Annotated in this window: 7 protein-coding genes; 6 read left to right on the forward strand and 1 reads right to left on the reverse strand. The window is 46.3% G+C overall.

Annotation, left to right across the window (positions count from 1 at the left end):
* Positions 1-171 precede the first annotated feature (171 nt).
* Entirely contained in the window at positions 172-1,794 is a 1,623-nt protein-coding gene (locus tag ACYX4W_RS06210) for a methyl-accepting chemotaxis protein (protein ID WP_476075002.1), read from the reverse strand.
* A gap of 440 nt (positions 1,795-2,234) precedes the next feature.
* Between ACYX4W_RS06210 and putA the strand changes: the two genes are divergently transcribed.
* From putA to ACYX4W_RS06240, 6 genes are all read left to right on the forward strand, one after another.
* On the forward strand, positions 2,235-6,032 hold the full coding sequence (gene putA, locus ACYX4W_RS06215; protein WP_476075003.1) for a bifunctional proline dehydrogenase/L-glutamate gamma-semialdehyde dehydrogenase PutA: 3,798 nt from the start codon (positions 2,235-2,237) through the stop codon (positions 6,030-6,032).
* Between the two features lie 263 nt (positions 6,033-6,295).
* Complete coding sequence (locus ACYX4W_RS06220) at positions 6,296-7,744, forward strand: TolC family protein (protein ID WP_476075004.1); 1,449 nt, start codon at positions 6,296-6,298, stop codon at positions 7,742-7,744.
* Positions 7,741-9,264 carry an efflux RND transporter periplasmic adaptor subunit gene (locus ACYX4W_RS06225; protein WP_476075005.1) on the forward strand — a complete coding sequence of 508 codons (1,524 nt, stop codon included), beginning with the start codon at positions 7,741-7,743 and terminating at the stop codon, positions 9,262-9,264. Before ACYX4W_RS06220 ends, ACYX4W_RS06225 begins: the two co-directional genes overlap by 4 nt.
* On the forward strand, positions 9,254-12,481 hold the full coding sequence (locus tag ACYX4W_RS06230) for an efflux RND transporter permease subunit (protein WP_476075006.1): 3,228 nt from the start codon (positions 9,254-9,256) through the stop codon (positions 12,479-12,481). Before ACYX4W_RS06225 ends, ACYX4W_RS06230 begins: the two co-directional genes overlap by 11 nt.
* Positions 12,453-13,193: a response regulator transcription factor gene (locus ACYX4W_RS06235; RefSeq protein WP_476075007.1), complete on the forward strand. Its 741-nt coding sequence runs from the start codon at positions 12,453-12,455 to the stop codon at positions 13,191-13,193. Before ACYX4W_RS06230 ends, ACYX4W_RS06235 begins: the two co-directional genes overlap by 29 nt.
* Complete coding sequence (locus ACYX4W_RS06240; protein WP_476075008.1) at positions 13,187-14,521, forward strand: sensor histidine kinase; 1,335 nt, start codon at positions 13,187-13,189, stop codon at positions 14,519-14,521. Before ACYX4W_RS06235 ends, ACYX4W_RS06240 begins: the two co-directional genes overlap by 7 nt.
* Positions 14,522-14,666: the final 145 nt, after the last annotated feature.

Below are 14,666 nucleotides of genomic sequence, written 5' to 3' on the forward strand. Positions count from 1 at the left end.
GTCGCTGATGGTTTAAGAGCGTCTAAATGCTACAAAGTTTCGTTCTTAGTATCGAAAACAATCGCATTTAAAGTTTGAGTTAAAGCAAGGAAGGATATAAAGAAAGGTGTAAGCGGCCTGAACACGCGCGAATTGCTTCACGGGTTCTTTAGGCCGCGGTCGGTAATAGATTTACAGCTTAAAACGGTTCGCTATATCCATAATTGCCAAACAACTGCTTTTAAGTGCTTGGCTTGCAGCAGCCAGTTCATCTGCTGTTTTCAAGCTACTATCTGCAGCCCCCGATAATGCATTTATTCGCATATTCGCTTCAGTGGCGGCTTCCGCTTGCTGTTCAGTGGCTCGGGCAATTTCACTGCTCATGTCTGCAATTTCCGTCATTAGGCGGTCAGCTTCCTGAAGGTTTTGGTTTGCTTGTATGGCATTATCTACAGTTTTGTTTGACGCAGACTGACTGATTTGTACTGCGTCTACCGCACTTTTCGCGTTGTTCTGCAGTTTTTCAATCATAGCTTGAATTTCATCGGTACTTTGTCCAGTTCGACTTGCCAAGGTGCGAACTTCATCTGCTACTACGGCGAAGCCCCTTCCTTGTTCACCGGCTCGAGCAGCTTCAATAGCGGCATTAAGGGCGAGTAAGTTAGTTTGTTCCGCGATGCCTCGAATTACGTCAAGCACAGCTCCGATACTGTCTGTTTGCGCAGCAAGTTCAGTCACTACGTTGCTCACGCTTTCTATATTAGAGGTCAGCGAGCGGATATCTTGCACCGTACTGTCTACTACAGCTGCACCGTTTTGAACGTTCCCTCGAGCACTACTTGTACTCTTCTCGGCAGAATCCGCATTGCTACTGACATCGTTAATCTGCGTTGTCATTTCTTCCATTGCTGCGGCAACTTGGAGCATATTCTCGTTTTGTGTTTGCGCTTGTGCATTACTATTTTGGCTGGATGACTCTACGAGTTCAGCTTGCTGGGTAAGAGAGCTAATATTTTCGCGAATACCCAGTAAAGACTGACGCATTTTATCGGTATACTCATTAAAGTAGCGGGCTAACCGAGTAACTTCGTCTTGCCCAGTTTCAGGAAGAGAGCGAGTCAGGTCGCCTTCTCCCTGAGAAATATCCTTCATCCGTTCAGACACTTCTTGGACAGGTTTTACAATGCTTCCACCTATTACATAGACCAGCAGTACAACTAACACAATGCTCACTAGGCAAAATACCAAGATAAGGTTGCGAAGGTGCGCGAACTCTTCTTCAAGGTTTGTAAGGTAGATTCCTGAACCTACAGTCCAGCCCCACGGTTTAAATTCTTTTACATAAGAAATTTTGCCAGTAGGGGTTTCTTCGCCGGGAAGAGGCCACACGTAATCAACAAATCCGTCCCCTTGCGCTTTGACTTTCTGCGCCATTTCTATAAAGAAGGCTTTGCCGTTTCCGTCTTTAAACGTTCTTAGGTCTTTACCGTCGAGCGCCGGCTTGATGGGATGCATAACCATAGAAGGGGTTTGGTCTTGGATCCAAAAGTAATTGCTGCCGTCATATCGCAGCGCCTTTACCGCTGCTAGCGCCTGTTGTTTGGCCGTAGCCTCGTCGACGTCGCTACGCGCTTCGAAGCTGGCGAGCATAGTGTGAACTACTTCAACTAAGTGTTGGTTTTCGTCATAGGACTTTTGCTTTAAAGCTTCGTAGTGCCTGTTTAAAACAACAGCGGTTAGCAATACAAACAGCAGAGTAATTAGGGCAACAATAATGCCCAGTCGTTGAATTAAGCTAAATTTTCGTAACCACATTGGCAATACCTAATTATTATTTTGTTTTTTTATAGTGTAGTCGGTTTTTAGTTAGCCGCTTTTTATTGCAATTAAAAATACATCATTTTCAACAATCTTTTACTACGACCTTTGGCGCAGTGGATTAATGGACTGATGAACTAAAAATAGCGTGGCTTTTACAGGGTGATATATGTCATCTAACGCACTGAATACGTAGCTTGACAGAGAAAATGAAAAACTTTGATTAAGGGGGCTTGGCAGCGCATTTTTGTGTGCTACTATCCGCGCAAATTTGGCCCCGTCGTGATCTTCATCCAAAAGTATAAAGTTAAAAGAAGAACGACAGGTCAATGCAGGGTTTCGACTTTGCTTGTTATTTAGCCGCTTCCATGTAACCGTGGGCAGTCATACACGGCGGGAACGCTTTTTGTTACAGCTATTTCAATGAAAGGGTTGCAATGCTCATTAACGACACACTTCATACAACTTCACCCCTACGCCAGCGAATAAGAGACTACTATCGCATTAGTGAGTCGGTGGCTGTGGATCAAATTCTTCCTATCGCCGAGGTCAACCCGCGTGCACGAAGTCGTGCATGGGAACGCGCTCGCAAGATGGTACTTCAAATTCGTCGTGAACAAGAAGGTCACGGTGGCGTTGACGCACTATTGAATGAATACTCGCTATCTACAGCAGAAGGTGTGGTATTGATGTGCTTGGCTGAAGCCCTTTTGCGTGTTCCAGATAAAGCCACTCAAGACGAGCTTATTCGTGACAAATTGTCTCAAGGTCAATGGACGCCACACCTTGGCAATTCAGAGTCGTTGTTTGTAAACGCATCTGCGTGGGGCTTGTTGTTCACTGGCAATATGGTGAACTATGCCGACAAGCGTAAGAAAGAACAGTTTGGTTTGTTAAAACAAACCCTTGGCCGCTTAGGTGAGCCGGTTATTCGCCGTGCAATGAACATTGCCATGCGCGTTATGGGCCGTCAGTTCGTTATGGGCGAAACCATTGAAGATGCGGTGGATCGCGCCAAAGAGAAAGAAACCAAAGGATATGTGTATTCTTACGATATGCTTGGTGAAGGCGCACGTACCATGCATGATGCTGAGCGTTACTACGATGCATACGTGAAAGCCATTAAAGTTATCGGTAAAGCGGCCAATGGTCGTGGGCCTAAGCGTTCACCGGGTATTTCGGTAAAACTCTCTGCTATTCATCCGCGCTTTGAATTTTCTCATCGCGAACGCGCCATGGAAGAAATACCGCCGCGTTTAAAAGCGCTGTGTATGATGGCGAAGGAATACGATATTGGTTTAACGGTAGATGCGGAAGAAGCCGACCGTCTTGAGCTGTCTTTAGACATCATTGAAGCAGTATTTCGCGACGAAGACTTAAACGGTTGGACGGGCTTTGGCTTGGCGGTGCAGGCTTACCAAAAGCGTGCAATCCATGTTATCGAACATTTGCGTGAGCTTACTCTTGAAGTAGGTCGCCCGCTAATGGTGCGTTTGGTTAAAGGCGCATATTGGGATACTGAGATTAAGCTGACCCAACAGGCGGGTCTTGAAGAATTCCCTGTGTTTACCCGTAAGTCTTCAACCGACGTGTCATACCACGCTTGTGCGAACCGCTTACTTGAGTACCGCGATACCATCTATCCGCAGTTTGCTACGCATAATGCTTACACAGCATCTGTTATTGTTGAGCTTGCTGGCGATGACAAAGAAGGCTTCGAGTTCCAGTGCCTGCACGGTATGGGCGATACGCTTTACGACCAGGTGGTAACCGAAGATAAAATTCAGTGTCGCGTGTACGCGCCAGTTGGTGAACACGAAGACCTCTTGGCCTACTTGGTGCGCCGTCTTCTTGAAAATGGTGCGAACTCTTCATTCGTGAATGCCATTGTTGATGATGAAAAGCCAGTTGAAGCCTTGCTTGAAGATCCTGTAGAGAAAACGCAGCGCTTGAAAGTGCGTTATAACAAGTTAATTAAAACGCCACGTGGGCTGTATGCGCCAGAGCGTGACAACTCGCGCGGTTTAGACCTTACCGACACTAATGCGGTAACAGCACTTAAACATGAACTTGAACGCTGGCAGGATTACTACAAAGCAAAAGGCGACATTCCTGCAGGCGCTACACCTGTTGTAAACCCTCTAGATCACAACGACATTGTGGGCTACCACCACTACGCAACGCCCGACGAAATGCGTAAAGCGTTAGATGACACTGATGCAGGTTTTGATGCCTGGTCTAAGCGTGATGTAAGCGAACGCGCAGAGATCCTGAATCGTACGGCAGATGCGCTTGAGCGCCATATGGCTGAGCTTATTGCCATTTGTATGCGCGAAGCGGGTAAAGTTGCGCAAGACAGCATTGATGAAGTACGCGAAGCGGTAGACTTCTGTCGCTATTATGCAGTGCGCGCTGAAGAGCTTGCTGAAGACCAGCGCTTAAAGCCTCGTGGCGTAGTACTTTGTATTAGCCCATGGAACTTCCCATTGGCCATATTCCTTGGACAGGTTACAGCGGCATTAGCAACAGGCAATACGGTTATTGCTAAACCTGCTGAGCAAACCAGCATTGTTGCACAGCGTGCAATCGACATTATGCACTCAGTAGGTTTACCGGAAGATGCATTAAAGCTTATCGTATCGCCAGGTAAAGAAGTGGGTGAAACCTTATTGCCTGATGAGCGCATTAAAGCGGTAATGTTTACGGGCTCAACGCAAACGGGTACGTTGATTTCACAAGTGCTTGCAGAGCGCGGAGGCGAACAGGTACCGCTTATTGCAGAAACGGGCGGTCAAAACTGTATGATTGTCGATTCGACGGCACTGCCAGAGCAGGTTGTTGACGATGTCATTCGCTCAGGCTTCCAGAGTGCTGGTCAGCGCTGTTCTGCGCTTCGTGTGCTCTATGTACAGGAAGAGATTGCAGATGATCTTACTGAAATGCTTATTGGTGCAATGAAGGAGTTAACCGTAGGCGACCCCACGCAGCTTGCAACCGATGTGGGCCCTGTTATCGATGAGAAGGCACTTAAAAGCCTAACAGACCATCAAAAAGCAATGGAAGATAAAGCAAAGCTACTTTATCGCTCATCATTGCCTGAGCAATTCGAAAACGGTACCTTCTTCCCACCGACTTTGTATGAAATCAAGAACATTGATGTGTTGGAAAAGGAAGTATTCGGTCCAGTAGTTCATATTGTGCGCTTTAAGTCGAAAGACCTTGATGGCGTACTAGAGCAAATTAACGGCACGGGCTATGGATTAACAATGGGTGTTCACTCGCGCATTGAAGAGCGTGCTAATGAAATTGCAGCAAAAAGTCGCGCAGGTAACGTTTATATTAACCGCGATATCATTGGCGCTATCGTTGGTGTTCAGCCATTTGGTGGCCGTGGGCTATCTGGTACGGGTCCAAAAGCAGGTGGTCCTAACTATTTGTCTCGCTTGATGATGGAGCGTGCTACGCCTAAGCCGTCACATATTGATGATGTAGACGGTACTGATACTGCACTTGTAGGTGATGAAAAGATTGCCGAACGTGCACACGTTATGATGGATAGAGCAAAGGCAGTGGAAGTGCAGTGGCGTCATACGCCGTTGAACGACCGGATCTCTATGGTACGCCAACTTTTAGCGAAAATTGCGAAAGTAGACATTGTTGACGAGCTAGCCGACGACTTAAATCGTACGCTTGCGACGGCACGTCAGCAGCTGATCAGCGTTGAGCGCAAGTTAGCAAAACCACAAGTTCTGCCGGGGCCAACAGGTGAGTCGAACAAGCTTTACTTAGAGCCGCGCGGTATCTTGGTATGTTTTGCCGATAAAGAAGTAACCTTTGAATATTGGTTGCTCTCTGTTGTAACAGCACTTTCAACCGGCAACCCAGTAGTGTCAGTTGTGTCTGAAATCTTCTATGAAGAAGCCGTAGAAATTCAGAACAAATTTGAATCGACAGGCGCACCAAAAGGCTTATTCCAAGTAGCGCGCCTTGCCCACTTAGATACCCTGTTGATGGATGAAGATTTATCAGGTGTTGTAGTGGATTCGAGTACTGAACGTACGGCGAGAATCTCGGCCATGCTGTCTTCTCGTGAAGGGGCTATTTTGCCGGTAATCACCGCGGAATATAACGATAACCTTATTCAGCGTTTGATGACCGAAAAAACTATCAGTATTGATACAACGGCATCAGGCGGCAACACATCGTTGATGACTCTAGTTGAAGATGATGAATAAGCGGTAGCGTTCGCTGCAAATAGCTAATTCATTAAATAGCTATTGCATCAATATCTTAGGCCAGCTTGACGCTGGCCTTTTTTATTTGACTTACTCTGGGCTTCATCTAAGCCTTTTCATGCCTTTCTCCTCTTTTTCTTATCACGTTCTCATGCCTTAACCCTGCCTTAACCCTGCGTTTGAAATACTAGCGTCAGTTAATTTAAACAAGTTGCGTATAGGCCTTAAAAAGTAAGCTATGCGCCAAGCAATAGGCATAAGTAATGGGCAAGATAAAACTTACGGTAAATATTGTTACCCTTTGTATTTTATTGTCTGCATGCACAAGTACTGATGACAGAGCGTTAAGTGAATCAGCATCCGAAACAACAGGGGATGATGTTGTGTGGCAGTCCCAAGCGCAGCAACGGGTTTCAGCGCAAACCCTAGTGTTAAATTCAGATACTGGGTTAACCGACGTCATAGATCTCAATCAGCTGCCGCACTTAGCAGATTTTATTGATGAAGCTCTGTCTTCCAATGCAAATCTGCAGCAGTCGCTTATTACACTTCGTAAAGCACAAGTTGCTATCGATAGCGCAAAAGCAGACAGAAACGTGAATGTGGACACAAGTTTCTCAGCATCAAAAAGTGAAACTACAGGCAGCAGTTCATCTACTAATACGGACGTAAATACAAGTGATCAGCTAAACAACCCAAGCTATAGCGCAAGTTTAAACGTTAGTTGGGAGCTCGATTTGTGGCAGAAAATTAGCGACGGCATAAGTGCTGCAAACTTAGATGCCGCGAGCGCCAGAGCCAGCTATCAATCGGCCAGAGATTCACTGGTTGCCAGCGTAATAAGAAGCTATATCGATGTACTTACTCAACAGCAATTACTAAATATCGAACAGGCTCGGTTATCGGTACTAGAAAACAACGAAGCAGTGATCTTAACGCGCTATCGCACCGGGCTTGGAAGCCTAGACGATTTAGATACCGCGCGTACAAGCAGTGCAAATACCCGAGCTTCTATTGCCCAGTATGAATATGCTCTGTCATCAGCCAAGCGCACATTGGCAGTACTCCTAGGCAGGCAGGACCAATCGCTATGCGAGCTTGATACGCAGGTTAATTTTCCAGATATCCTGTTGCCGCTTACTAATTTGCCAAAACAAGACCTTGCCCGCAGACCTGACCTTCAGGCGGCCTTCTACACGATACAAGCAACAGAGTTTGAAGTTGATGTGGCCTATAAAGCTTTACTGCCCAGTATTAGTTTATCGGCATCGCTATCTGATTCTGCCTCTACACCCTCACAAGCTTTGTTTACAAACCCTGTATGGACATTGCTTGGACAGATGACGGCACCTCTTTTTCAGGGAGGCGCATTGAGGGCACAAGTAGAAGACGCAAAACTTACCGCAGCAAATGCTTGGTGGCAGTATCGCGAAACGCTATTAACTGCGGTGCAGGAAACCCAAAACGCACTGGATAATGAAACTGCCTACAGCGCGCGAATTGGCCATACAAATGTGGCACTTGCTAATGCAGAGCGCAGTGTAGCTACCATTGAAGGTCAATATCGACAAGGTCTTGCTGATATCTTGGACTTACTTTCTGTGTATGACACGCGCTTTGACTTACAAGCTCAAGCTGTTGAGCTTCACGCCCAAAAATTACAAAACCGAATTGACTTAGGCCTGGCTCTTGGCCTTGGAGTGTCGCAATGAGAAATAAACGAATTATCGTAACCTTAATCGCTGCAGCGAGTATTGCGCTGGCAGTCATGTATACCATGATGAACATGGGGGCTCAGCATCCTGGCGCTCGGCCGCAAGGGGCCTCTGAATCAACCCCGCCAGCTTCGCCATTACCTGATGATACTGAGCAATTACCCGATGATGCTGAGCAATTAAAAGGTGACGCTTCAACAATGAGACCAACTGGTGGTGGAAGACCGTCAAGAGGTGACACGGCTGAAGGTACTAAGCTTCGTCCATCTAGGGGAAATGAGAATGAAGTAGCTAAAGAATCAGGTAAAAGGCCATCTGCAGATAGCCCTTCTTACCGAAGCCAAAAAGTAGAACAAAGTGCTGATTCTCAGCTAGCTCAAGTAGGGGTTATTAAGGTAACCGCCAACAGCTACAAGGCCAAAGTAAAGGGGTATGGTCAGGTAGTTCCTCAAGATAGCTTGAGCTTAGTCGCACAGGTTAGCGGGCAAGTTACTCACGTATCATCAACTTTTAAGACTGGCGCGTTAGTTGAAAGTAACACAGTTTTAGCGCGCATTGATGACACCAGCTATCAGCAGGCATTAGCAAGTGCCAATGCGACCTATCAGGCAGCTGTAGTAAGCCTAGAAGAAGAGCGCTTACAGGGAACACAAGCTAAAGATGAATGGACACGTTCGGGGCTTGAAGGCGAGCCACTATCCGCGTTGGTTTTAAGAGAACCACAGCTTAAAGCCGCGCAGGCGACCTTGGATGAAGCCGAGCAGTCGGTAAACTCAGCCAAGCGAGACTTGGCGTTTACCTCGTTACGTGCCCCTTTTAACGCATTGGTGGTTAATCGTGATATTGCGCAGGGAAGCTTTGTTCAGGCCGGCAGTGCTGTTGCAACACTTTATTCTACTGATGTTGCCGAAGTAGCGATAGGGCTGTCTCCAAGCCAATGGACTCAGTTACCTTCGGTTTCTGGAGCGCAGTTATCTAATGATACCCCTCTCAATTGGTCGGTAACGCTTACCGATACCACCACAGGTTATGAATGGAGTGCCAATATCGTCCGCGCTGAATGGCATCAAAGCGATACAACGCGCCAGCGCAACGCTATTGCGGTTATTGAAAAGCCATTAGATCAAGCAAATCCGCTTTTATTCGGCAGCTTTGTGCAGGCAGAAATTGAAGGAAGACAGCTCGAAAATGTATGGAAACTACCGGCTTCTGCCATTTCACAAAAACAAGAAGTATGGTTGGTAATGCCGGCCACTGGGCAGCTAGCGAAGTTTACTCCCTCAGTGCTTTTTGAAAGCGATGGCTATGCCTACATCACTCCACCTAAGGCGAGTGATATTACTGGCGACATTACCAATGAGTCTAGGAGCAATACGAGCAGTGAAGCCGAGCCGGAACTTGAAGGGGAAATTCGCCAAGCGATGGTCGTTGCGCGCCCTTTAAACAGTTACCTGATCAACACGAAAGTTAAGCCTGTTGTGGAAGGACAAACGGGAGGGCAAGCCAATGACAAATAACCGAAACGGCGGGCCTTTTGATGGCAGCGAAGAGCCTAAAAGTAATAGACATAATGGGAAAAGTCCTCGGGGAATTATCGCTTGGTTTGCACAAAATTCGGTGGCGGCCAATTTACTGATGGTCAGTCTTATCGTACTGGGTTTAGTTTCCATGAACGATATCCGCAAAGAGGCGTTTCCAAGCATGGAGCCACGCTTTGTTACCATATCGATGACATATGATAGCGGTGACCCCAAGCAAGCCGAAGAAGGCATTGCCATCAAAATTGAAACTGCGCTAGAGGCCATTCCCGGTATTAAACGAATTACGTCTACCTCAAATGCCAGCGGCGCCAGTGTGCAGGTAGAAAAGGAAACCGAATACGATTTAGACACGCTTTTCAACGACATCAAAACCGAAGTAGACAGTATTTCTAACTTCCCGTCAGATGCTGAAAACCCGGTTATCAGCAAAGCGCGCCGTCAAGAGCATGCTATTTGGGTGCAGCTTTATGGTGATGTCGACCACGCTACGCTGCAGTACTTGGGAGAGCAATTAGAGCGAGATTTACTGGCCAAAGAGGATATTCGGGAGGTCAGCGCGGGTAGTTTTGTCGACCCCATGATGTCTATTGAAATAGACGAGGGTAAGCTTCAGGCCTATGGTTTAACGCTATCTGATGTGGCAGATGCGGTAAACCAAGAGTCTAATACCGCCCTTACAACCAGTTTGCGTAACAAAGAAAAAGTAATTCGGTTAAAAGCCTCTGAGCAGTCTTATTGGGCGAAAGATTTTGCTGACATTCCCCTTATTACCGATACCAGTGGCGTAATACTTTCTGTTGGCGATGTGGCGACGGTGCGCGATATGTTTGCCGATGACAGCTATCACTTGTCTCGTTACAACGGAACCAATGGATATGGTATTCAGGTGCTAATGGATGAATATGGCGACGTAACGAAAATGGTGCAGCAGGCCCACGAGGTAGTAGATGCGTGGCATGATAAAGGTTTACTACCTCAAGGTGTCGAACTCGAAACCTGGTATGACAAAAGCACGCTCATTACCGAGCGCTTGGAATTGCTTACCAGTAACGCACTAATGGGCATTGTGTTGGTGTTTGTTACCCTTGCTGTGTTTCTTAATTTGCGTGTGGCATTTTGGGTGGCGGCTGGCTTGCCGTTTATTTTCTTCGGCACCTTGTACTTCATGACCGATAGCTACACGGGAATGACGCTAAACGAGATGACCACGTTCGGCTTTATAATGGCACTTGGTATAGTGGTAGACGATGCCGTAGTGGTGGGAGAGAGCGTTTACGCCACGCGAAAACAACACGGCGATACGTTACATAATACCATTTTAGGTACGCATAAAGTGGCGGTGCCAACACTGTTTGGGGTGTTGACCACGGTAGCAACCTTCTTCGCGCTATCGAACGTATCTGGCGGCTTAGGTACCTTGTACTCGCAGTTTGGCACTATTGTTACTTTGTGTTTACTGCTCTCGGTGGTGGAGTCAAAGCTAATTCTACCGTCGCATTTAGCCCACCTTCCAACCAAACAGAAAACCCGAAAGGGGATAGGCGGCATGTGGAACAAAGTGCAGCAAATAGCGGATGGTGGACTTCAATGGTTTAACTACCGAGTCTATCAACGCTTGTTGAAGGTCACTGTAGCCTACCGCTATGCAGCCGTTTTATTGTTTATCGCGCTTTTCATCTTGGTTGTTAGTTTACCGCTAACGGGCGCTGTACGTGTAAGCTTTTTCCCCAGCATGCAAGGTGATACTGTTTCGGCGAATATGTCCCTTTATAGTGATGCTAGCTACGGGCAAAACGAACGCAACTTAATGCTGCTAGAGGAAAATGCGCTTGAAGCAGATCGCCAGCTAATCCAAGAAAATGGTACTAGTGGCAGCGGTATTAGTAGTTTACAAGTAACTGCGAGTAGCGATCAAAGTGGCACAATCACTATATCACTTGATGAAGACTCGCCTTATTCTTTGGATGAGTTGTCTGCACGCTGGAATGCCTTAACTGGCAGTTTAGAAGGCGTAAAAAGCTTAAAGATACGCTCTCGACGAGAAATGGTCGACGGGTTCAATGTTGAAATAAAAAGCATTAACGACGATACCTTAACGGCGGCGAATGACGCTTTTGTTCAAGTGCTTACCAATATTGATGGCGTATATGCAGTAGAAAGCTCGCTTACACCCGGCGAAGCCATGATGCGCTTTGAACTTACTCCCGAAGGACGAGCCTTGGGATTAAATACCCAAAGCCTATCGCAGCAGCTGTTAAAAGCGTTCGGTGGAGAAATTGTTCAGCGCTACCTGCGCGATAAAAACGAAGTGAAAGTGCGGGTACGTTACCCTGAAAAGGATAGGATGAACCCGTCAGATGTAATGAATACCCAGGTGCGCCTGGATGATGGCACTGTGGTACCACTTTCCGTAGTGGCGAATGTTATTCAAGATGTACAAGAAAAACAGGTAGTACGTATTGATGGGTTGCGCGCTTTAACGGTAAGTGCGTCGGTGGATAGCGATGTTATTACTTCTACAGAATTGGTTAACTATCTTAACAGCGAGTTTGTACCCCAGTTGGAACGCCAATACCAAGACTTATCGCTTTACTTTGCCGGTGAAGCCGAGCAGCAAGCGGAAACGCAAAGCTCAATGCAGAGCGTGTTCATACTCGCTTTATTGTCTATTTTTGCATTATTAGCGATACCGCTTAAATCCTATGTGCAGCCGCTCATTATAATGACTGCAATTCCCTTTGGTATCGTGGGAGCCATTCTTGGGCACTGGTCAAATGACCTTATGATAAGCCTACTGTCGTTAAATGGCATATTGGCGCTTAGCGGTGTAGTGGTAAACGATAGCTTGTTATTGGTCTCGCGATTTAATGCGTTACGTGAAAATGGCATGCCTGCGCATGCGGCGGTTATTGAAGCGTGCACCAGTCGCTTACGTGCTGTGCTTTTAACTTCAATTACTACCTTTGTAGGTTTATACCCCATATTAGGGGAAACCTCGGTACAGGCGCAGTTCCTAATTCCGGCAGCTGCCTCATTGGGTTACGGTATTTTGTTCGCCACTCTTATCACGCTTTTATTAATTCCGGCATTGCTGTTAATTTATGAAGATGTAAGCCGTTTAATGGCAAAGTATTTGGTTAAACCTTTAACGGAGAGTACGGTTAATGATCCGCGTGTTACTAGTGGAAGATGATATGGGCCTAGCCGGCAATATCATTGACTATTTAGAGCTTGAAGATATGGTGTGCGACCACGCTGCTAATGGCGTGGCAGCACTCACGTTTATGCGAACTAATCCGTATGATGTTGTGGTCTTAGATATCAATTTACCAAGACTTGATGGCTTAAGCGTATGCGAAAAAGTGCGCGGTGACGGCAACGATACACCTATCATTATGCTAACGGCCCGTGACCAGCTAGAAAATAAGCTCGAAGGGTTCCAAAAGGGTGCTGATGATTATTTAGTAAAACCCTTTGATATGCCTGAACTGGTAGCACGAGTTTCCGTGTTGGCGCACAGGCGCTCATCGCAAGTGAAAAGGCTAAACTTCGGTAATATGAGCTTAGAATTAGGTAGTGAAGTGGCAAGTGTTGATAACACGCCAATTAAGCTAAGTCCTACTGGCTTTACCTTGCTAAAATCCTTATTGCAGCAGCAAGGAAAGGTTATGCCACGGGAGCGTTTACTCAATGCGGTGTGGGGGGAGGACGCGCCCGAAAGTAATGCGCTAAAAGTCCACCTTCACAATTTGCGCAAATCGTTGGCTCAAGCTAAGGCAAACATAGAAATTAAAGCCGTACCGGGCGCAGGATTTTGTGCTGCGCTAAAAGGTGACCAAACGCCGAGCGAGGGCTTTGATAATACATTGTCGTCAAATAAAAGTAAGGACACTGACCAATGGTAAACGGCCTTCGCATCAGCTTAAGACGCTATGTCTTATGGTCGTTACTAAGTTTAGCGACAATAGTCATTGTGCTGTTTTCTATACAAAGTAGCGATAGCTTTTTTGATGGTATGGACGGCATGCTCAGAAATACCATGGTTCGGGCGGCACAAAGTGCAGAGCTTGATAAAAGTAATCATGCGCAGATCCTCGATTTACATGTTTATGCTCATTACAATGACTTGCCTGATGAAGTGAAGCAAAGCTTTTCCAAAGAGCGCTTTGAGCCATATATCCTATTAAAAGATATCAACAAGCCAGATTGGTTTTCTCGCCCAGTTTCGGCGCACTTTGCTGTGTTGGTCCCTCTGGATGATGGAAGTCTTCGATACGTTTCCCAAGTGTTCCGAGCGCCGCCCTCAGATGGTCAAAAGCACTTTAGAATTAACCATGTTATCTACAGTGCTATTGTAGGTTTTGTCGCACTTATTTCCTTTTCTGTCGCACTACTATTTTTAATGCGCAGCGTGTCTCGTCCTATAGAATCATTACAACGCTGGGCAGCCTCTCTTGATGAGAAAGAGCTCGATAAGCCTATTCCTGAGTTTCGCTACAAAGAGCTTAACGCGCTTGCGGCGATAATTCACGGTAGCTTGCAAAACGTACGTACTACGCTTAACCGAGAGCGGGAGTTTGTTAATCATGCCAGCCATGAGCTTAGAACGCCTATTGCCGTTATTAGAAGCAGTGCGGCTTTGCTGCATAGAGTGATAGATAGTGAGAATACCAAAGGCAACAACGCTCTAGCGCGGGTGGACCATGCCTCAAAAACCATGGCGGATTTGACAGAAACTTTACTGTGGTTAGGAAGAAATGAAGAGACAGCGCTGCCTAAAGAAAAAGTGAATCTAAAAGCTATGGTTGAGGCACTTAGCCAAGACTTAATGTATTTGCTGTCAGGCAAAAATGTGAGTGTGCAATTGCACCTGAATGAGTGTGAATTGATGCTGCCTAAAACAGCAAGCGAAATAGTGATTGGAAACGTAATTCGAAACGCTTACCAGCATACTCAGCAAGGTAACGTCACTATCACGCTTTCAGGTGCAACGCTTACCGTACTCAATGAAGAAGATGGCATAGAGCAAAACGAAAGTGCCTCCTTATCGGTAACGCCAAATAGTGAGTTAGATGGCGGTTTTGGAATAGGCTTAAAGCTTATCGATAAGCTATGTACGAAGTTGGAATGGGGATATTCTCACAAGAAGGTCATTGCTCGCGATACACCGAGTAACCGAGAAGATATGGACTCTGTGGCGAAGGGGTATAGTGTTGTGCTTGAACTGCAGTAGCCTGCAAACAGGGCAAACAGGGCAGAGTTAATATACTATTATTGCTGGACTGTTCTTAGAAAGATTGTATTAGACCCTCTAAATGCATCTACAAAAAACGCCGATGTTTAACATCGGCGTTTTTTCTGTTTAAGCATTTTTTATA

The organism is Alteromonas sp. ABH4_454, assembly GCF_056311775.1.